The sequence below is a fragment of the Mesorhizobium sp. M0185 genome, from assembly GCF_040322175.1.
Lineage (GTDB): Bacteria > Pseudomonadota > Alphaproteobacteria > Rhizobiales > Rhizobiaceae > Mesorhizobium.
Genome location: NZ_JAMYSY010000019.1, coordinates 38,398 through 58,094, shown reverse-complemented (window position 1 = coordinate 58,094; position 19,697 = coordinate 38,398). Strand labels below are relative to the sequence as shown.

Annotated in this window: 22 protein-coding genes and 1 tRNA gene; 18 read left to right on the top strand and 5 right to left on the bottom strand. The window is 63.8% G+C overall.

Annotation, left to right across the window (positions count from 1 at the left end; genetic code table 11):
• Positions 1-78: 78 nt before the first annotated feature.
• On the bottom strand, positions 79-276 hold the full coding sequence (locus NKJ20_RS17070; protein WP_023678983.1) for a hypothetical protein: 198 nt from the start codon (positions 274-276) through the stop codon (positions 79-81).
• 36 nt (positions 277-312) lie between these two features.
• Entirely contained in the window at positions 313-1,425 is a 1,113-nt protein-coding gene (hrcA, locus tag NKJ20_RS17065; protein ID WP_036239090.1) for a heat-inducible transcriptional repressor HrcA, read from the bottom strand.
• A gap of 146 nt (positions 1,426-1,571) precedes the next feature.
• Here hrcA and rph point away from each other — a divergent pair, with 146 nt between their 5' ends.
• Genes rph through NKJ20_RS17040 form a run of 5 tightly spaced genes read left to right on the top strand, consistent with a single transcriptional unit; the run spans position 1,572 to position 4,881 of the window.
• The gene (gene rph, locus NKJ20_RS17060) at positions 1,572-2,288 is read left to right on the top strand and encodes a ribonuclease PH (RefSeq protein WP_023678981.1); all 717 of its coding nucleotides are present in this window, start codon (positions 1,572-1,574) and stop codon (positions 2,286-2,288) included.
• Between the two features lie 32 nt (positions 2,289-2,320).
• On the top strand, positions 2,321-2,731 hold the full coding sequence (locus NKJ20_RS17055) for a VOC family protein (RefSeq protein WP_352457897.1): 411 nt from the start codon (positions 2,321-2,323) through the stop codon (positions 2,729-2,731).
• The gene (gene rdgB / locus NKJ20_RS17050) at positions 2,731-3,393 is read left to right on the top strand and encodes an RdgB/HAM1 family non-canonical purine NTP pyrophosphatase (protein WP_352457898.1); all 663 of its coding nucleotides are present in this window, start codon (positions 2,731-2,733) and stop codon (positions 3,391-3,393) included. The genes NKJ20_RS17055 and rdgB overlap by 1 nt, the downstream gene beginning before the upstream one ends.
• The gene (hemW, locus tag NKJ20_RS17045) at positions 3,390-4,553 is read left to right on the top strand and encodes a radical SAM family heme chaperone HemW (protein ID WP_352451877.1); all 1,164 of its coding nucleotides are present in this window, start codon (positions 3,390-3,392) and stop codon (positions 4,551-4,553) included. The genes rdgB and hemW overlap by 4 nt, the downstream gene beginning before the upstream one ends.
• A gap of 4 nt (positions 4,554-4,557) precedes the next feature.
• Positions 4,558-4,881 (top strand): low molecular weight protein tyrosine phosphatase family protein, encoded by a 324-nt coding sequence (locus NKJ20_RS17040; protein WP_352745558.1) that lies wholly within the window; start codon positions 4,558-4,560, stop codon positions 4,879-4,881.
• 263 nt (positions 4,882-5,144) lie between these two features.
• Here NKJ20_RS17040 and NKJ20_RS17035 read toward each other — a convergent pair whose 3' ends face one another.
• Positions 5,145-5,330, bottom strand: a complete 186-nt coding sequence (locus tag NKJ20_RS17035) for a hypothetical protein (protein ID WP_352745556.1) — start codon at positions 5,328-5,330, stop codon at positions 5,145-5,147.
• Between the two features lie 176 nt (positions 5,331-5,506).
• Here NKJ20_RS17035 and rsmI point away from each other — a divergent pair, with 176 nt between their 5' ends.
• From rsmI to NKJ20_RS17015, 4 genes are all read left to right on the top strand, one after another.
• On the top strand, positions 5,507-6,433 hold the full coding sequence (gene rsmI / locus NKJ20_RS17030; protein ID WP_352745553.1) for a 16S rRNA (cytidine(1402)-2'-O)-methyltransferase: 927 nt from the start codon (positions 5,507-5,509) through the stop codon (positions 6,431-6,433).
• A complete protein-coding gene (locus tag NKJ20_RS17025) occupies positions 6,426-6,803 on the top strand; it encodes a YraN family protein (protein ID WP_352451879.1) in 378 nt (125 codons plus the stop codon). Before rsmI ends, NKJ20_RS17025 begins: the two co-directional genes overlap by 8 nt.
• A 204-nt stretch (positions 6,804-7,007) precedes the next feature.
• A complete protein-coding gene (locus NKJ20_RS17020; RefSeq protein WP_352745550.1) occupies positions 7,008-7,964 on the top strand; it encodes a complex I NDUFA9 subunit family protein in 957 nt (318 codons plus the stop codon).
• A gap of 83 nt (positions 7,965-8,047) precedes the next feature.
• Positions 8,048-8,284 carry a metallothionein gene (locus NKJ20_RS17015; protein WP_254817997.1) on the top strand — a complete coding sequence of 79 codons (237 nt, stop codon included), beginning with the start codon at positions 8,048-8,050 and terminating at the stop codon, positions 8,282-8,284.
• Positions 8,285-8,606: 322 nt separating this feature from the next.
• Here the strand turns inward: NKJ20_RS17015 and NKJ20_RS17010 are convergent, their stop codons facing one another.
• Positions 8,607-9,857, bottom strand: coding sequence for a flavin-containing monooxygenase (locus NKJ20_RS17010; protein WP_352745547.1), 1,251 nt, complete (start codon positions 9,855-9,857; stop codon positions 8,607-8,609).
• Positions 9,858-9,951: 94 nt separating this feature from the next.
• On the bottom strand, positions 9,952-10,758 hold the full coding sequence (locus NKJ20_RS17005) for an undecaprenyl-diphosphate phosphatase (RefSeq protein WP_352473563.1): 807 nt from the start codon (positions 10,756-10,758) through the stop codon (positions 9,952-9,954).
• A gap of 161 nt (positions 10,759-10,919) precedes the next feature.
• Between NKJ20_RS17005 and NKJ20_RS17000 the strand changes: the two genes are divergently transcribed.
• The 9 genes from NKJ20_RS17000 to NKJ20_RS16960 all read left to right on the top strand — a co-directional run bounded on the left by NKJ20_RS17000 (position 10,920) and on the right by NKJ20_RS16960 (position 19,606).
• Positions 10,920-11,612, top strand: a complete 693-nt coding sequence (locus tag NKJ20_RS17000) for a glutathione S-transferase family protein (protein ID WP_023678968.1) — start codon at positions 10,920-10,922, stop codon at positions 11,610-11,612.
• Entirely contained in the window at positions 11,593-12,753 is a 1,161-nt protein-coding gene (gene queG / locus NKJ20_RS16995; protein WP_352745544.1) for a tRNA epoxyqueuosine(34) reductase QueG, read from the top strand. The genes NKJ20_RS17000 and queG overlap by 20 nt, the downstream gene beginning before the upstream one ends.
• Positions 12,750-13,658, top strand: a complete 909-nt coding sequence (locus tag NKJ20_RS16990; RefSeq protein WP_352745541.1) for an SDR family oxidoreductase — start codon at positions 12,750-12,752, stop codon at positions 13,656-13,658. The genes queG and NKJ20_RS16990 overlap by 4 nt, the downstream gene beginning before the upstream one ends.
• A gap of 56 nt (positions 13,659-13,714) precedes the next feature.
• Positions 13,715-14,812 carry a penicillin-insensitive murein endopeptidase gene (gene mepA, locus NKJ20_RS16985; RefSeq protein ID WP_502895015.1) on the top strand — a complete coding sequence of 366 codons (1,098 nt, stop codon included), beginning with the start codon at positions 13,715-13,717 and terminating at the stop codon, positions 14,810-14,812.
• A gap of 121 nt (positions 14,813-14,933) precedes the next feature.
• Complete coding sequence (locus tag NKJ20_RS16980) at positions 14,934-15,959, top strand: glucokinase (RefSeq protein WP_352473558.1); 1,026 nt, start codon at positions 14,934-14,936, stop codon at positions 15,957-15,959.
• A 119-nt stretch (positions 15,960-16,078) separates the two neighbouring features.
• Positions 16,079-17,938 carry an ABC transporter ATP-binding protein gene (locus tag NKJ20_RS16975; protein ID WP_352745538.1) on the top strand — a complete coding sequence of 620 codons (1,860 nt, stop codon included), beginning with the start codon at positions 16,079-16,081 and terminating at the stop codon, positions 17,936-17,938.
• Positions 17,935-18,768, top strand: coding sequence for a 4-hydroxy-tetrahydrodipicolinate reductase (gene dapB, locus NKJ20_RS16970; protein ID WP_352473556.1), 834 nt, complete (start codon positions 17,935-17,937; stop codon positions 18,766-18,768). Before NKJ20_RS16975 ends, dapB begins: the two co-directional genes overlap by 4 nt.
• A 59-nt stretch (positions 18,769-18,827) precedes the next feature.
• Entirely contained in the window at positions 18,828-19,448 is a 621-nt protein-coding gene (locus NKJ20_RS16965; RefSeq protein ID WP_352473555.1) for a 2,3-bisphosphoglycerate-dependent phosphoglycerate mutase, read from the top strand.
• A gap of 73 nt (positions 19,449-19,521) precedes the next feature.
• Positions 19,522-19,606 (top strand) — tRNA-Leu (locus NKJ20_RS16960).
• Positions 19,607-19,697: the final 91 nt, after the last annotated feature.

The following is a 19,697-nucleotide window of genomic DNA, read 5'->3' as shown; positions in this document are numbered from 1 at the left end:
TCGAACAGGGCAAACGGCATCAGGTATTGATCGTTCCAAGCGGCCGTCCAGCACACGAGGATTTGAAGCCGAACCCGTTCAGTTGCCAGAGGCGTAAAAGTCGTCGTCGAGGCGCTTTTCCAGCGCGACCAGATCGGCCGGCAGCGGCAAACCCATCGCCCGCATCTCTTGCAGCTTCTCGCGCAATTGCTCTTGCACCTCGTGCTGATCCTCTGGCTGGTTGATCATTTCTTCGAGCAGCAGACTGATCTGGGCCTTGAACGATTCCAGCGCCATTCTTTTCTCCTCCTTGCGGCAGGCCCGCGGCGGCTCCTAGCTCAGCATGCGCGAAATCAGCTGCGCGGTATAGTCGACCATCGGTACTATGCGCGCATAATTCAGCCGCGTCGGCCCGATGACGCCGAGCGCACCGACGACGCGCGCGTCCTTGTCGCGATAGGGTGCCACCACCAGCGAGGAGCCAGACAGCGAAAACAGCTTGTTTTCCGAACCGATGAATATGCGCACGCCTGGGCCTGCCTCGGCGAGGTCGAGAAGCTGGATCAGCCCATCCTGCGTCTCCAGATCCTCAAACAGATGCCGCAGCAATTCTATGTCGGCCTGGGCAGTGACGTTTTCCAGGAGATTGGCGCGGCCGCGCACGATAAGCCGCCCAGGCACGCCGCTTTCAGCGCCTGCCCAGACCGCCAGGCCCTTCTCGACCAGATCCTGCGACAGCGTGTCGAGGGCTGCCCTGGTCTCTTCCTTGATGCGGGCGATCTCGACCCGCGCCTCGGCCAGGGTGCGACCGCGGATATGGGCGTTGAGGAAGTTGGAGGCTTCGTGCAATTGCGAGATGGTGATGCCGGCGGGCAGATCGATGACGCGATTTTCGACGTCGCCGTTCTGCGAGACCAGCACGGCCAGCGCCTTGGTCGGCTCGAGCTGGATGAATTCGATGTGCTTAAGCGCCACCTCATTCTTGGCGGCGAGCACGAGGCCGGCGCCGCGCGACATGCCGGACAGCATCTGGCTGGCCTCGGTCAGCATATGCTCCAGCGTCGCGCCCGAGCCGGAGGCGCGCACCTGGGCCTCGATGGTGCGGCGCTCCTCGTCGGAGAGGTCACCAAGTTCCATGAAAGCATCGACGAAGAAGCGCAGGCCTGCCTGAGTCGGCAGCCGGCCAGCCGAAATGTGCGGCGCATAGATCAGGCCGAGATGCTCAAGGTCGCTCATCACGTTGCGGATGGTGGCCGGCGACAGCGACGACGGCAGGATGCGCGACAGGCTGCGCGAACCGACCGGCTCGCCATCCCTCAAATAGGAATCGACGATGCGCCGGAAGATGTCGCGCGAACGCATGTCGAGCGATTGAAGCGCGGGCGATTGCAGCGCGTGCGACGGGAGCACGTGCGACTGCAAACCGGGATCGACTGCCTTTGTCATTTCGAGCCAAAAACCTCCGCCCCGAAGATATAGACTTCCGCGGTGTCGGCGCAACCGGTCCATTTTCCTTTGCGCCTCACGCCCCGTGCGGCTACAAGCCGGCCAAGATTCCCCGGCCAAGATTCCGAAGAAAGAAAGAAGCCTGAATGCGCCCTTCCAAACGCCAATTCGACGAAATGCGCCCCATCTCCTTCGAGCGCGGCGTCTCCAAGCATGCGGAAGGCTCGTGCCTGGTGAAGTTCGGCGACACGCATGTGCTGTGTACGGCCAGCCTGGAGGAAAAGGTGCCGGGCTGGATGCGCAACTCCGGCAAGGGCTGGGTGACGGCGGAATACGGCATGCTGCCGCGTTCGACCGGCGAGCGCATGCGCCGCGAGGCTTCGGCCGGCAAACAAGGCGGCCGCACGCTGGAAATCCAGCGGCTGATCGGCCGCTCCCTGCGCGCCGTGGTCGATCTGCAGGCGCTCGGCGAGCAGCAGATCACCGTCGACTGCGACGTGATCCAGGCCGACGGCGGCACGCGCACCGCTTCGATCACCGGCGGCTGGGTGGCGCTCTACGACTGCCTGCGCTGGATGGAAACCCGCCAGATGGCGAGCCTGGGCAAGGTGCTGAAGGATCACGTTGCGGCGATCTCCTGCGGCATCCATGATGGCCAGCCGGTCATCGACCTCGACTATATCGAGGATTCCTCGGCCGGCACCGACGCCAATTTCGTCATGACCGGCAAGGGCGGCATCGTCGAGATCCAAGGCACGGCCGAGGGCGAGCCGTTCTCGGAAGAGCAGTTCGCGGCGCTGATGGGGCTCGCCAAGAAAGGTATTCAGCGCCTGGTCAGCTTGCAGCAAATGGCGGTGGCTTAGCTGCGGTCAATATTGATGAGATTGGCGATCCTGTGACTCCTTCTGCAATCCTGGAATCAGCACTCTACGTGACGGACCTTGCTGCCGCGGAACGGTTCTATTCGGGCGTGCTCGGGCTCGATCTGCTCGGCAAGGTCGATGGCAGGCATCTCTTCTTCCGCTGCGGCGACAGCGTGCTGCTTATGTTCAATGCCGAGGCGACCAAAGTGCCGCCGCCGGCCGACGCCAAGCTCAAAGTACCGCCGCATGGCGCGGTCGGCCAGGGCCATCTTTGCTTCGCCGCAAGCGCGGATGAAATCCCACGCTGGAAAGCGCATCTTGTGGCGAAGAAAATCGCCATCGAAAGCGAGTTCGAATGGCCGCAGGGCGGCCGCTCGATCTATATTCGCGACCCGTCGGGCAATTCGATCGAATTCGCCGAGCCAAGAATCTGGGGCATCTGATGCATTCGCCAACTGTTCATTCGCTTGACGGGCATAAGATCGTCGTCGCCAGCCATAACATCGGTAAATTGCGGGAATTCGCCGATCTGATGGCGCCATTCGGCATAGAAGCGAAGTCCGCAAAGGAATACGGCTTGCCGGAGCCAGACGAGACCGGCACCACTTTCGAGCAGAACGCCCTCATAAAAGCCTTGGCCGCCGCCAAGGCCACTGGATTGCCGGCGCTGTCGGACGATTCCGGCCTGTGTGTCGATGCGCTCGACGGCGCACCCGGCGTCTACACCGCCAACTGGGCCGAGACGCCGGACGGCTCCCGCGACTTCGGCATGGCCATGCAGCGCACGGAAGTGGCCTTGCAGGAAGTTGGCGCGATCACGCCTGCCCAGCGCAAGGGCCGCTTTGTCGCGGTCATCTGCCTGGCCTTCCCCGATGGCCAGGCGGAATATTTTCGCGGTGAGGTCGAGGGCACGCTGGTATGGCCGCCGCGCGGCGAGCTCGGCTTCGGCTACGATCCGGTGTTCTTGCCCGATGGGTTCGAAAAGACCTTCGGCGAGATGAGCGCGAAGGAAAAGCATGGCTGGAAGCCCGGCCAGCCAACCGCATTGTCGCACCGTGCCCGCGCCTTCCAGAAATTCGCGCAAGCCCGATTGGCCGCCGTATGACCATGCTGCTCGACCGCAGGCCTGGTTTCGGCGTCTACGTCCACTGGCCGTTCTGCGCGGCCAAATGCCCGTATTGCGACTTCAACAGCCATGTCCGCCACCAGCCGGTCGACCAAGAGCGTTTTGCCCGCGCTTTCGAGACCGAGCTGGCGACGATGCGCGGCCGCACCGGGCCGCGTGAGGTGACCAGTATCTTTCTTGGCGGCGGCACGCCATCGCTGATGAAACCGCAGACCGTGGCGGCGGTGCTGGATGCAGTGGCGAAGAACTGGACGGTGCCTGACGGCATCGAGGTGACACTGGAGGCCAATCCCTCCTCCGTCGAGGCCGAGCGCTTTCGCGGCTATCGCGCGGCCGGCGTCAACCGGGTATCGCTTGGCGTGCAGGCGCTGAACGACAAGGATCTGCGCTTCCTCGGCCGTTTGCACAATGTCGATGAGGCCCTGCATGCGATCGGCCTAGCGCGCGAGATTTTCCCACGGCTGTCGTTCGACCTGATCTACGCGCGGCCCGGTCAGACGCCGGAAGCGTGGCAGGCGGAGCTCGAGCAGGCGATCGGCCACGCCGCAGACCATCTGTCGCTCTATCAGCTGACCATCGAGGAAGGCACGCCGTTCCATGCACTGCATGCGGCAAGGAAATTCATCATTCCAGACAATGAGCTTGCCGCCGATCTCTACGCGTTAACGCAGGAGATCACCACCGCGCGCGGACTGCCGGCCTACGAGATTTCCAACCACGCCAGGCCCGGCGCCGAAAGCCGGCACAATCTCACCTACTGGCGCTATGGCGAATATGTCGGCGTCGGTCCCGGCGCGCATGGCCGGTTCGTCGAAAATGGCCGCCGCGTGGTGACGATCGCCGAGAAAATGCCGGAGACCTGGGCCAATCTGGTCGAGGCCAAGGGTCATGGCGTTACCGGCGGCGAGGTCCTGACGCGGTCGGAAGAGGCCGACGAGTTCCTGCTGATGGGGCTGAGGCTGGCGGAGGGCATCGACCTTTCCCGCTACGAGGCATTTTCAGGGCGTGGCCTGTCGACGGCACGGCTGTCGGTGCTGCAGGACGAAGGCCTGGTGGCGCCGATCGGCAATGCCCGCCTGCGCGCCACGCCGGCCGGCATGATCGTGCTCGATGCGGTCGTGGCGGATTTGGCCAGATAGCACGTTGAAGAACGTTCTCTTCATCTGCAGCCAGAATCGCTTGCGCAGCCCGACGGCGGAGCAGGTGTTTTCCAAGCGGCGGGACATCGAGGTCGCTTCGGCCGGCACTAATCACGATGCCGACATTCCGTTGACGCATGAACTCGTCGCCTGGGCCGACATCATCTTCGTGATGGAAAAAACGCACCGCGCCAAACTGCAGCAGAAATTCAAGACAAGCCTGAAAAAGGCTCGAGTAATCTGCCTCGATATTCCCGACGACTATGCATTCATGGACCGGGCTCTGGTGGGCCTGCTGGAGGCGCGTGTCTCGAAGTATCTGGGTTGAATGATACATCGCGGAGCATTCGCAACCGCGCTTCGAGAACTGTCTCGACCGATCGCTAAGGTTTGCGGGGTCAAGCCTCGTGCTTGTGGCGGTGTTTGGCGCGATCTTTTTCGCTGGTCTCTCCGGAACGGGCCGGCTTGATCTCGCTTTTGTCGCGTGAGGCGTGGTGCTGGTCGTCTGTGGAATGTGACGCTGCGCCATCGCGGGCGCTTTTTGTTTCGAGGCGGGTGATGAAAATGTCGAAGCGATTGGGCATCGTCCGGTCAGTGCTCCATCGTGCGGTCGGTTTCGTTTGCGGGCTTGCTCTCTGCCGTTCGCTGGCGTGCAAGCGGCTTCTTGGCTCTGCCATCTGCGGCTTCGGCAGGCAGGCCCTTGTCGCTTGGCGCGGCGAAGCGTTTGCGGCCGGCATAGTAGGGTTCGAAAACGTCCTGTATCGTCAGGCTGTTCATCCTGCTCCTCCCGAGATCAGGTGCAAAATTCGCCGGCAACGGTTTCGTTCCCTACTATGGCGAAGGCATGGCGGCTGGTTCACGTCGGCATCCCTTTTGGAACCAGGGCCTTTGCAACCCAGGCTTTTGCAACCAAGCGTGAGCCGTGCCAAACAGGGTCGAACGGAGTTGTGCAGGTGACCGGCGAATCGGCCAAACGCATTTATGTGGTCGGGCAGACCGAAATCGCCGCCCGGCCGCTCGAGCCGGCGCTCTACCTGGTGGCGACGCCTATCGGCAATCTCGCCGACATCACGCTGCGCGCGCTGGAAACGCTCGCCGCCGCCGATATCGTCGCTTGCGAGGACACACGTGTCAGCCGCGTGCTGCTCGACCGCTACGGCATCCGCCGCCGCACCACCGCCTACCACGAGCACAATGCCGGCGAGGCCGGACCGAAGCTGATCGCGGCGCTGCTGGCCGGCCAAAGCGTAGCGCTGATCTCGGAGGCCGGCACGCCGCTCATCTCCGACCCCGGCTACCGGCTGGTCGGTGAGGCGCTGGAACGCGGCATTCGTGTCGTGCCGATCCCCGGACCGTCGGCGCCACTTGCCGCTTTGACGGCATCCGGCCTGCCTTCGGACGCCTTTCTGTTTGCCGGCTTCCTGCCGGTGAAGACCGGGCAGCGGCTGACGCGGCTGGAAGCGCTGAAGGCGGTGCCGGCAACGCTGATCTTCTTCGAATCGCCACGCCGGCTGGCCGAGACGCTCAGTGCCATGGTCGAGGTGCTGGGCGGTGCCCGCAAGGCGGCGATCGGCCGCGAGCTGACCAAGACCTTCGAGGAAATGCGGACCGGCACCTTGCAGTCGCTTGCCAGCCACTACGCGGCAGCCGACACGCCGAAAGGCGAAATCGTCATCTGCGTCGGTCCGGCCGATGCGGTCGCTGATGAACCGGCCGACATCGACCGGCTTCTGCTTTCGCTCGCCGCCGAAATGCCGGCCTCCAAGGCAGCGGCGGAAGCCGCCAAGATGACGGGTAGCCAGAAGCAGGCGCTCTATCGTCGGCTGCTCGACCTCAAGAATGCCGGAAGAGACGGGGCCGGCGGAGACGGCGATGGCTGAACGGCCGAGCGCCAGCCGGCAAAAGGCCTACCGGCGCGGCCATCACGGCGAATGGCTGGCGGCGGCGGCGCTGATGCTGAAAGGCTACCGGATTCTGGCCCGCCGCCACCGCACCAGGTTCGGCGAAATAGACCTGATCGCGCGGCGCGGCGATCTGGTGCTGATCGTCGAGGTCAAGGCGCGCCGCACGCTGATGGAGGCAATGGAAGCAGTCGGCCGTGAATCGGAGCGCCGCATCGAAGGCGCCGCCGATTTCTGGCTGTCGCGCCAATCCGACTACGGAAAATTATCGGTGCGCTTCGACATGGTGGCGGTACTGCCGTGGCGCTGGCCGGTGCATGTCGAGAATGTGTTTTACGGGCGAAACTAGGCCATTCTCGAAGTGGGGCCGTTTTGCTGCGCCTGCGGTTCAGATCATGGTTTGCCGATCTGTCAAGCATCCGCCCAGCGCTGACTGGAACAAAAGCGTTCCTGCGTTGTTCCTCAATCGTCCTGATGTTCGACGGGCTGGTTCAAATGCCGGCCAGGGCAGTCCTCGTGGCAGCTATGCGAGGACAAAGGGATGGCGAGGCAAATGGATCCCGACGATCTCAACCCGGAACGGATCGTCACCGTGTTCGGCGGAACTGGTTTTCTCGGGCGCAGGATTGTGAAGCGGCTCCTGGAAAGAGGTTTCACGGTGCGCGCCGCATCTCGCCATCCGGCTCGCGTGCCCCTGGTCTTTTCCTCGATTACAAGGATGCCCGAAGCAGTCGAGGCGGATATTTTGGATGCGTCCTCGATCGGGTCGGCCATTACCGGATCACAGGCGGTCGTGAATGCTGTCAGTCTTTACGTCGAGCACGGCGTCCAGACCTTTGAACGCGTGCATGTGAAAGCCGCGGCCGATCTCGCTGCCGCGTCGCGCGACCGCGCGATCGATCAGTTCGTCCAGATTTCAGGGATCGGCTCCGATCCTCAATCGGATTCGAATTACATAAGGGCGCGTGGGCGCGGAGAAGGTGCCGTGGAAAGTGCATTTCCCGGCGCTTTCATTGTGCGTCCCGCCGTCATGACAGGACCTGACGACGCTTTCCTCACGACCATTGTGAGGATGATACGCCTCCTGCCGGTCTATCCGCTGTTCGGCGATGGTGGCACACGGCTTCAGCCGGTCTATGTGGCAGACGTCGCAGAAGCAGTGAGCCGGCTGATCGACGGGCGAACCCAGGGTTCATCCATATTCGAATTCGGTGGCCCGCGTATCTATACCTATAAGGAACTGCTTCGGGAGATCGCCCGACAGCTCGATACGCACGTCAAGCTGATGCCGGTGCCGTTTGCGGTATGGAACGCCTTGGCTGGCGTCACGGAACTCCTCCCGGCTGCCCCCATAACGCGCAACCAGATCGATCTTATGCGTCAGGACAATGTGGCAGCAATCGACGCGCCTGGCCTGAAGGAACTCGACATCGAGCCGCGGGATATTGACGAGGTGATCCGCGTGATCGAACAGCGCCGTCGCGTAGGCTCGCTCTCGTCTCCGGCTTAGGACGGCCCCCTGATCCTGGCGGGAACCTATCGCCGCGCGACAGGTTGGTCGAGCTTGAAGCCAGTGAAAGAAGGAAAAGAACTATGGCCAGATGCGATCAATGCGGGAATGACTACGACAAGGCTTTCAACGTGACGATGGCCGACGAGACCTACACGTTCGACAGCTTCGAATGCGCGGTCCAGAAACTTGCTCCGACGTGTCCGCATTGCGGATGCCGGATCATCGGACATGGCGTCGAACAGGATGACATCATCTACTGCTGCGCACATTGCGCCGCGGAGGAAGGCGCGAGCGCGCTGACCGATCGTGCGCCTTGACGCACCTCCTTTGGCGTCTCCAGGTCGACCATTCCGAACGACTGCGCCGGCTCATCCCATATTGCCAGTGCTGTCAGCACGACGACGACCAGCCGAGGTCAAGACGCCGAGGTCAAGGCCGTCGCACGTTGATGGAGGCAATGGATGCAGTCGGCCACGAATCGGAGCGCCGTATCGAAGGTGCCGGCGATTTCTGGCTGTCGCACCAATCGGACTACGGAAAATTGTCGGTGCGCTTCGACAAAAGGCAGCGTGCGTCGTCTTGATCGCGCCAGAGCTGTCATGTTCTTGCACGTTCAAGAACCCGCGTTCGACGGCTCGTTTAGACGTCGTTCCGTGGCAAGTCGGCTCCCGCTTGGACGAGTCGCTCCACGACGGCGGCCGCCTCCTCTGGAATGGCCGGTATGGTGCCCGACTTCCGCGTCGATCCGAAATCGAGGCCGGCGAAAAAGAGACCTGGAACAACGCCGACGCCATCCTCGTGGACGGGCTGGCCGGCTGCATCGAGCGCGCCGGGAAGCCGAACCCATGAGAAATCGCCGGTGAAGCCGGTGCACCAGATCACTGATCTGATGCCGCTCGCCGTCCAGTCGAGGGAGCGGATCGGAGGATCGGGCAAGCGCGGTTCAATCGTCTCGGCTGGATCATCCTCGGCCAGTGGCGCTTCGAGGCCGGCGCGCTCGATGTACTCGTCAACCAGGCGCTTGGCATTCGCGGAGACCTCGTCGGCAAATCGCATATGGTCGTCGAGCTCGTCGCCGAAGACGAGGTTGCCGTTCTCCACACCCCTGAAGCGGCCGAGCAGCACCACGCCCTGTGCACTCAGCGATTGCAGGCTGATCGTATGGGTCGCGCCGACCAGCGCGCGGGCCTGCAGCTTGCCGGAGGGGAGGACGAGTTCCTTGCGCGGAACGTCGAGAAAACCGGACAGCGTCAGCCATTTAAGTATGTTGCCCCCGCGGTAGCGCCGCACCCAACGGCCGTTGCGGCTGGTCGCCAAAAAGACCGCACGTCCGGCCAGCGCCAGATCCTCGGCGATCTGGCCGCCCGTCTGACCGCTGCCGACCACCAGCACCGCGCCACTCTCTAACTCGGCCGGGTTGCGATAAGCCGAGGAATCGACTTGGCGAATTGCGGTTGGCAAATCCGCCGACCCTGCTGGCCGGACCTGCCGATTCTGGTCGCCGGTGGCGATCACCACATTGCGCGCCAGAAATGCCCCGTCCGTCGTGGTGATGCGAAAGATCCCGTCGTCTCTCGTCAGCTCTTGCACCGGAGTTTGGGTGCTTACCGGCAGGCGGTGCCGCTCGGCATAGCCTTCGAGATACGCGACAAATTCGTGGTGGGTTATCGCGCCCCACGGCTCGGGCCCCTCGTAGGAATCACCGGGTAAGATGGAGCGAATGGTCGGCGAATTCAGTCGAAACGAGTTCCACCGCTGCGTTCGCCACGTTTCGCCGATCCGGCCCCGATCGAGTACACGGTGGTCGCGGCCCTGCCGTTTCAAGAAGTAGCTGACGCCGAGTCCCGCCGGACCGGCGCCAATAACGAGGGCGTCAAGAACTTCGCTCACGCATTCCCCCTGCCAACCATACGTCCACAAGATCGTATGGCTCGACTTCGGGCAAGAATAGAGTTCCGGCTGGGATTGCGCTATCCGCGCCGGCTCATCCCCAGATGGCCAGCCCCGCCAGGCCGACGATGCCGACGACCAGCCGCCACCAGCCGAACAGCGCGTAGCCATGGCGCGAGACGTAGTCGAGCAGGAAGCGCACGACGATTAGCGCGGTGACGAAGGCGGCGACGAAACCGACGGCGATGATGGGCAGGTCGGCGCTGCTCAGCACATTGCGGTTCTTGAACAGGTCGAAGGCGAAGGCGCCGACCATCGTCGGGATGGCAAGGAAGAAGGAGAATTCCGCCGCCGCCCGTTTGTCGACGCCGAGCAGCAGCGCGCCGACGATGGTCGAACCCGAGCGCGACGTGCCGGGGATCAGCGACAGGCACTGAAACAGCCCGATCTGCAGATAAAGCCTGGTCGGAAACCGCTCGACATCGTGGTAATAGGGCTTCGGCTTCATGCGATCGACCAGCAGCAGGATGACACCGCCGATGATCAGCATGATGCAGATCAGCCGCGGCGATTCGAACAGCACCGTCTTGATGAAATCGTGCGCCAGCGCGCCGATAATGGCCGCCGGCAGGAATGCGATGAGGATGCCAAGGACGAAATGCCGCGTCAGCCGATCGTAGGGCAGCTCGAGCAGCATCTTCCAGAGACGGCGGAAATAGACGCTGAGAATCGCCAATATGGCGCCGAGCTGGATCAGGATCTCGAAGGCCTTGCCGGTCGAATGAAAGCCGAGGAAATGGCCGGCAAGCAGGATATGACCGGTTGAAGACACCGGAATAAACTCGGTCAGGCCCTCGAGCATGCCGAGCAGCAGCGCTTCGACGACGGTCTGGCTTTCCATGGCAACCTCGGCGTTGGAGTGAGGGCGTGAGAAAAGGGCTTGCTTGTCACGGCGCGGAACTCCCCCTATAGGTCGCAGCACCCTGACAGCCCCTGAATCGGGCGGCCAAGACTTACCGGCGCAGCCGGCGATTTGCCAGTGCGCTCTATTATCGCGGGACCATGCTGACGCTTTTCCACCATCCGATGTTCGCCAGCTGCCGCTTCGTCCGCCTCGCCTTTGGCGAGTATGGCGAGGAACTGGCGCTGATCGAAGAGAAGCCGTGGACGCGGCGCAAGGAGTTCCTGGCGCTGAACCCGGCCGGCACGCTGCCGATCCTGCTCGCCGAAGGCGACGTGCCGATCGTTGGCGCAGTGGTCATTGCCGAATATCTCGACGAGACGCGCGGGGTACTCAAGCGCGACAAGCGGCTGTTCGCCGAGGATCCGATGGAGCGCGCCGAAATCCGACGGCTGACCGATTGGTACCTCAACAAGGCGGAAAGCGAGGTTACCCGGCACCTAGTGCGCGAGCGCGTCCTGAAGCCGGTCATGCCGGAAACGGCAGGCGGCGGCTCGCCCGATTCGGCGGCGATCCGCGCCGCCCGCGCCAATATCCGCCAGCACATGAAATACACCAACTGGCTGGCCGGCACCCGTCATTGGCTGGCCGGCAACAAGGTCACCTATGCCGATCTCGCGGCGGCGGCGGCACTGTCGGTGCTCGACTATCTCGGCGAGATCGACTGGCGCGAACACAGCGCCGCGCGCGAATGGTATACAAGGGTGAAATCACGGCCTTCGTTCCGGCCGCTTCTGTCCGACCGGGTGCGCGGCCTGTCGCCGGTGTCACATTATGCGGACCTCGATTTCTGATACGGCAAAGCTGCGCGCGCTGATCGACCGCGAGGCGCGGAATGCCGGCTTCGACGCCATTGCCGTCACCACGCCCGATGCGATTCCGCAGGCGCCGGAACGGCTGGCCGAATTCGTTGCCGACGGCTTTCACGGCTCGATGGGCTGGATTGCCGAAACGCTCGAGCGGCGAGGCAAACCGACGACGCTTTGGCCAGAGGTCCGCTCGATCATCGTGCTGGCGATGAATTACGGCCCCGACCACGACCCACGCGACATCCTGGCAAAGCGCGACCGCGGCGCGATCTCGGCCTATGCGCAGAACCGCGACTATCATGACGTGATGAAAGGCCGGCTGAAGGAGATCGCCGGCAAGATCGTGGCGCGCGCCGGCGGGGACGTGAAAGTGTTTGTCGACACCGCGCCGGTGATGGAAAAGCCGCTGGCCGAGGCGGCCGGCCTCGGCTGGCAAGGCAAGCACACCAACCTGGTCAGCCGCGCGCATGGCTCCTGGCTGTTCCTCGGCACCATCTTCACGACGGCCGAGCTGGTGCCGGACGCGCCTGAGAACGATCATTGCGGCTCCTGCCGGGCCTGCCTCGACGCCTGCCCGACGGACGCCTTTCCGGCGCCTTACCGGCTCGATGCGCGGCGCTGCATTTCATACCTCACCATCGAGAACAAAGGACCGATCCCGCATGAGTTCCGGGAAAAGATCGGCAATCGCATCTATGGCTGCGACGACTGCCTGGCCGCCTGCCCGTGGAACAAGTTCGCCCAAGCCGCTTCGGAGGCAAAGCTTGCCGCCCGCGCGGACTTGCGCGAACCGCCGCTCGCCGAGCTGCTGCGTCTCGACGACACTGCCTTCCGCACGCTTTTTTCGGGCTCGCCGATCAAGCGCATCGGCCGCGACCGTTTTATCCGAAACGTGCTGATAGCGGCCGGCAATTCCCAGGACTTGTCGCTGGCCGGCGCCGTTCGCGCGCTGCTCGACGACGCCTCGCCCCTGGTTCGCGGAGCTGCGGTATGGGCGCTGTCGCGGCTGGTGCCGGGTCGGGAGTTCGCCGAACGTGCCGCAGCCGCTTTGCAAGCAGAACATGACGAGGCGGTGAGAGGCGAATGGCTTCTGGCCCTGCCAAAGCCGATCGAGGCGCATACATGACAAAAAAGCAGATTTTCATCTTCGGCGCCGGTTATTCGGGCAGGGCCTTCGCCCGCGCCAACAGGGATGCCGACACAACGATCTTCGGTACAACACGGTCGCTGGAAAAATTCGCGGCGCTGCGGCAAGCCGGTATCGTGCCGCTGCGTTTCGATGGCACGCTGACCTCCGAAATCGGCGATGCCCTTGGGAAGACAACCCATCTCGTCGTCTCGGTCGCGCCGGACAAGGCCGGCGACCCGATGCTGGGCGCGGCACGCGAGGAGATCGCGGCCAACATGCCGGAGCTCGAATGGATCGCCTATCTCTCCACCGTCGGCGTCTATGGCGACCGTGGCGGCAATTGGGTGGACGAGGCCGCCGAATGCCGGCCGTTGTCGAAGCGGTCGGTGATGCGTGTTGCAGCCGAGCAGGATTGGCTACAATTGGGCCATGACATCCACCGGCCGGTGGCGATCCTGCGGCTTTCCGGCATTTACGGGCCGGGCCGCAACGCCCTGGTCAACCTGGAAAACGGCACTGCGCGGCGGCTGGTCAAGCCGGGCCAGGTGTTCAACCGCATCCATTGCGACGATATTGCCGGTGCGCTCAGGCATCTCGCCGAGGGCAATCGCGGCGGCATCTTCAACGTCACCGACGACCTGCCGGCGCCGCCGCAGGACGTCGTCGCCTATGCCGCCCAATTGATGGGCATCGAGCCGCCGCCCGAAATTCCGTTCGAGACCGCCCAACTTTCGCCCATGGCGCGGTCTTTCTACAGCGAGAACAAGCGTGTCGCCAACGCGGCAATCAAGGCGGCCGGTTATGGCTTTCGCTTTCCCGACTATCGCTCGGCGCTCGATGCCATGTGGGCGAGCGGCGACTGGCGCGACGGCGAGGCGCGCAGCCCGATGAAACGGTCATGATCGATACGTTGCGCGGGCTATGGTATGATGCGGTTCAAATCGCGGAGGGGTCCAGCTTGGGGAAGACGTTAGCGCGAGCCTTGCCGGGCAAAACGCTGCTGCTGACGGCAGTACTGGCCATCGCTGGCTTGGCGGCGCTTGCAACGCAGCCAGGGAGCGCCGAGCAACGGGCAAAGGACCTGTTCGGCGCCAAAAAGCTGCCGGCACTCGCAGCAGCGCAATCGATCGGCTTTTATTCCAAAGGCTGTTTTTCCGGCGGCGTCGCCCTACCCATGGACGGCCGGCACTGGGAGGTGATGCGACCGTCGCGCAATCGTCGCTGGGGCCATCCGGCAATGATCGCGCTGATCGAGAAACTGTCGCGCGATGCCGCTGCCGACGGCTGGCCGGGCTTGCTGATCGGCGACATCTCGCAACCGCGCGGCGGTCCGATGCTGACCGGCCATGCCTCGCACCAGATCGGCCTCGACGCCGACATCTGGCTGACGCCGATGCCCGACCGTAAGCTCTCGGCCGAAGAGCGCGAAAACATCAGCGCTACCTTGATGGTCGATGAAAAGACCCATTTGGTGAAGGACGGGCTGTGGACGCCGATGCACACGCGGTTGTTGAAGCGCGCCGCGAGCTATCCCGAAGTCGAGCGCATCCTGGTCAATCCCGGGATCAAGAAGAAGCTCTGCGACACGGTCAAAGGCGACCGTAGCTGGTTGCGCAAGGTCAGGCCGTTCTGGGGCCACGACTACCACTTCCACATTCGCATCGGCTGCCAGGCTGGATCACCCGACTGCAAGGCACAGGAAGCGACGGCGCCAGGCGATGGCTGCGACCAGGCGCTGGCCTGGTGGTTCACCGAGGAGCCGTGGCGCCCCAACAAGAACCCGGACAAGCCGAAGGCACGCGACCTGATGACGATGGCGAACCTGCCCAGGCAATGCCAATTCGTGCTCGACGCGCCAGCTCCGCCGTCGGCGGAAGCAGTCACCTACTATGGCGACGGCGTGCCGATCGCGGCCACCGCACCCGCTCTCGCAGCCGAGCCTGCGCCGCAGCCAACGGTCGCAGCCGGCGCGGCAGCGCTTCCGGCCTCGGCGAACGCCTTTGTGGCGACGCCCGAGATCGGCATTCCGCTGCCGCGGCCACGACCGGGGCACTGATGCGGGCAGCGTGTTCGCTGTCTGCATCCGTGCATCTCCACTTCGAAAACCGATTTCCCTTTTTGCGGTCATGCGCTAGTCAACGAGAGAACGGCGATACGCGTCGGGAACGGACGAGAGCATGCCAGGCGTAAGCGACGACGACACTCTGTTGCGATTTCCGATCCTGATCGGCGATATAGGCGGCACCAATGCGCGCTTCTCGATCGTACTAGACGCGAATTCCGAGGCCGGCGAGCCGACCATCGTCCAGACCGCCAACTTCAATACGATTGACGAGGCGATCCAGTCGGCCGTGCTCGACCGCTCGTCGGTCCGGCCGAATTCAGCTGTGCTGGCGGTAGCCGGTCCTGTCGAAAGCGACGAGATCCCGCTTACCAATTGCCCATGGATCGTCAAGCCGAGACAGATGTTCGCCAGTCTCGGTCTCAGCGACGTCGTGGTGCTCAACGACTTCGAGGCACAGGCGCTGGCTGTCGTCGCGCTCGGCGAAGAGCATATGGAAAAGATCGGCGGCGACGAGCCGGAACCGAATTCCGGGCGGGTGGTGCTCGGCCCGGGAACCGGGCTCGGTGTCGCCGGGCTGGTTTATGCGCTGCATCACTGGATACCGGTGCCCGGCGAGGGCGGCCATATGGATATCGGCCCGCGCTCACCGCGCGATTTCCAGGTGTTTCCGCATATCGAGAAGCTCGAGGGCCGCATCTCCGGCGAACAGATCCTGTCCGGACGCGGCCTGGTCAATGCCTACCGGGCGGTGGCCAAGGCGGACGGCAAGCCATCGCCCTTTACAACGCCTGCCGAGGTCACCGCCGCGGCGCTGGCAAAGAACGATCCGGTGGCCGAAGAGGCGCTGTCGATCTTCGTCACTTGCCTAGGGCGCACCGCCGGCGATCTCGCTCTGGTGTTCATGAGCCGCGGCGGCGTGTTTCTCACCGGCGGCATCGCGCAAAAAATCCTGCCGGCGCTGCGCACCGGCAATTTCCGCGCCGCCTTCGAGGACAAGGCGCCGCACAGCGCCCTGATGCGCGGCATGCCGGTCTACGTCATCACCCATCCGCTTGCGGCGCTTTTAGGGCTGGCCGCCTATGCCAGAAATCCGTCGCTGTTCGGCGTGCAGACGGCGGGGCGGCGCTGGCGGGTTTAGGACACAAGCTGCGCCGCGACGAAGTTTCGCCGTCCCCGGCCATAGGCAAGCCGCCATCGGGGCGTTAAGAGGTTGCCGAATTGCAGTCCGGCCGAACCGAAACCACAAAGCGCTCCAACGTGACAATTCCAGCACCAACCAAAGGGAAAGTCCGTCCCAGCGAGATCGTGGCGGTGATCCGCCGCATCATCGCCGAGAACAGCCGCGATTATCGCTGGTACTATGCTCTTGCCGTGCTGTGCCTGGTGACGATCGCGGCGACGACCGCCTTCACAGCCTGGATCATGAAGGATGTCATCGATCAGATCTTCTACCAACGGCGCGGCGATCTTATCGCGCTGATCAGCGTGTCGATCCTGGCCGCCTTTATGCTGCGCGGCCTGGCCAGCTACGGCCAGGCAGTGACGCTGGCCAAAATCGGCAACAATCTGGTGGCGCGCTATCAACGCCGCATCTTCGACCATCTGATGAAGCTCGGCGTCGGCTTCTTCAATGACACCCGCTCGGGCCGGCTCGCCGCGCAGATCAACGAGAACGTCAACGGCATCCGCGATCTCCTGTCGATGACGCTGACATCGCTGGCGCGCGATGCGGTATCGCTTGTCGCGCTAGTCGGCGTCATGATCTGGCAGGACCCGATGCTCTCGGCGATGTCGCTGCTGATCGGCCCGCCCTTGATCTACAGTGTCACCTATCTGATGCGCCGGGTGCGTCGCATCACCCGTGAATCGGTGCAGATCAACTCGCGGCTGATCGGCGCCATGCAGGAAGCGACGCAAGGCATCGCTATCGTCAAGGCCTTCACCCTGGAAGACGAGCTGTCGCGCCGCATCGGCGGCCTCGTCGCGGGCGCCGAGCAGCGGGCAAACAAGATCGCCCGCGTCTCGGAACGGCTGACGCCTATCTCCGACATGCTGGCCGGCTTCGCCGTCGCCGGCGTCATCGCCTATTCCGGCTACCGGGCGACCGTCGGCGGCCAGCCGCCGGGCGCGGTGTTTGCCTTCATCACCGCCCTGCTGCTTGCCTATGATCCGGCCAGGCGGCTGGCGCGTATGCAGGTTGGCATGGAAAAGTCGCTGGTCAATGCGCGCATGATCTACGAGCTTCTCGACCTCGAGCCGCAGCAAGGTGACGTGCCGGCAGCCGCCGAGGCGAAATTCACCTCTGGCGAAGTGCGCTTCAACAACGTGTCCTTCCGCTATGTCGAAGAGGCGCCGGTCCTGCAGGATCTGACCTTTGTCGCCGCCGCCGGCAAGGTGACCGCCATCGTCGGAGCCTCGGGCGCCGGCAAGACGACGCTGGTTGCGCTGCTGCAGCGCTTCTACGATGTCGAGTCGGGCAGGATCGAAATCGACGGCCAGGACATTTCAAAGGTCACCAAGCATTCGCTGCGCGGCTCGATCGCCTATGTATCGCAGCAGCCCTATCTGTTCGATGGCACCATCCGCGACAACATCCGCTACGGCAGGCTGAGCGCCACCGACGCAGAGATTGAACGCGCCGCCCAACAGGCCGCGGCACACGATTTCATTCGCCAGCAGCCGCAAGGCTACGACACGCCGGTCGGCGAGAATGGCGTGACGCTGTCGGGCGGCCAGCGCCAGCGCGTATCGATTGCACGCGCCATCGTTCGGCAGGCGCCGATCCTGCTGCTCGACGAAGCGACCTCGGCGCTCGACAACGAGGCCGAGGCCCGCGTCCAGGAAGCGCTGATCCATGTCATGGAGGGGCGCACCACCATTGTCATCGCGCACCGGCTGTCGACGGTGGTCAATGCCGACCATATCATCGTGCTGGAGCAGGGCCGGCTGGTCGAACAGGGCACGCATGCCTCGCTGATGGCCGACCCGCACAGCGTCTATGCCCGGTTCCATCGGGTGCAAGGCAGGAAAGGGCTGGGGCTTGTCGATGACGCCAAGCCAATCCAGACTGCGGCGCAAAATGATCACGCGAAAAAGGCGGTCGGGAGACATTCATGAGCGACACGCCGACCGTGAGTGAAATGGGCCTGGTGGTGGTGGGCGCGGCTGGCCGCATGGGCCAGGCGCTGATCCGCGCCATCCACACGATACCGGGCGCGCGTGTCGCCGGCGCCATCGCGCCGGCCGGTTCGCCACATCTCGGCAAGGATGCCGGCGAGCTGGCCGGCGTCGGCAGGCTCGGCGTGGCGATCGGCGACGATCCGCTGCCGGCCTTCGCCAAGGCCGACGGCGTGCTCGATTTCACCACGCCGGCAGCGACCGTCGAATTCGCCGGCTATGCGGCGCAGGCGCGCATCGCCCATATCATCGGCACCACCGGCTGCTCGGCTGAAGACAATGCCAGGATCGCGGCGGCGGCGCGGCACGCGACGGTGGTCAAGTCAGGCAATATGAGCCTCGGCGTCAATCTGCTGGCGGTGCTGGTTGAGCAGGCGGCGCGCGCGCTCGATGCCGACGATTTCGACATCGAGATCCTGGAAATGCACCACCGGCACAAGGTCGATGCGCCGTCGGGCACGGCGCTGCTGCTCGGCGAGGCCGCCGCTGCCGGGCGCGGCGTAGCACTTGCCGGCAACGATGTTCGCGTGCGCGACGGCCATACCGGCGTGCGCAAGGCAGGCTCGATCGGTTTCGCCAGCTTGCGCGGCGGCTCGGTGGTCGGCGACCACAGTGTGGTGCTGGCCGGTACCGGCGAGCGCATCACGCTTGCCCATCATGCCGAGGACCGGGCGATCTTTGCCCGCGGCGCGGTCAAGGCAGCCCTGTGGGCGCGCGGCCGCAAGCCGGGCCTCTATTCGATGCGGGACGTGCTCGGCCTGACAAGCTGATCCACAGATTTGGCTGATCCACAAGATTTGGCTGATCCACAAGATTTGAAGGAGCAAATATGTCGAGAACTCTCGTGCTCGTGCGCCACGGCCAGAGCGAATGGAACCTGAAGAACCTATTTACCGGCTGGCGCGACGTCGACCTGACCGAACTGGGCCATGCCGAGGCCAAGTCGGCCGGCGCCAAGCTCAGGGCGCGCGGCATGAAGTTCGACATCGCCTTCACGTCGTCGCTGATCCGGGCGCAGAAGACCTGCCAGCATATTCTCGACGCCGTTGGCCAGAGCGATCTCGAGACCATTCGCGACCAGGCGCTGAACGAGCGCGACTATGGCGATCTCTCCGGCCTCAACAAGGATGATGCGCGCAAGAAATGGGGCGAGGAGCAGGTGCATGTCTGGCGCCGCTCCTATGACGTGCCGCCGCCCGGCGGTGAAAGCCTGAAGGACACCGGCGCGCGCGTCTGGCCCTATTACCTGCACGATCTGCAACCGCATGTGCTGCGCGGCGGCACCGTGCTGGTGGCGGCGCACGGCAATTCGCTGCGCGCGCTGATCATGGCGCTGGACGGCAAATCGGGCGAGGAGATCGTCAAGCTCGAGCTCGGCACCGGTGTGCCGATCATCTACACGCTCAACGCCGATTCCACGGTGGCGTCGAAGGAAGTGCTGGAGCATTGAGCCGGAGAAGGAACGCGGCTTTCAAAAAAGCGCGTTGACACTCATCCCTCGCCCGCTTAATGAGCGCGCACCAGCCCAGATGGCGGAATTGGTAGACGCGCACGGTTCAGGTCCGTGTTCCGCAAGGAGTGGAGGTTCGAGTCCTCTTCTGGGCACCAAATTCCCGTTTCGAACCGATTGATGCGGTTTCAGAGACCCAAGAAAAAGCCCGGTTTGCCGGGCTTTTTCTTGATCCAATGCTCTAAGCTG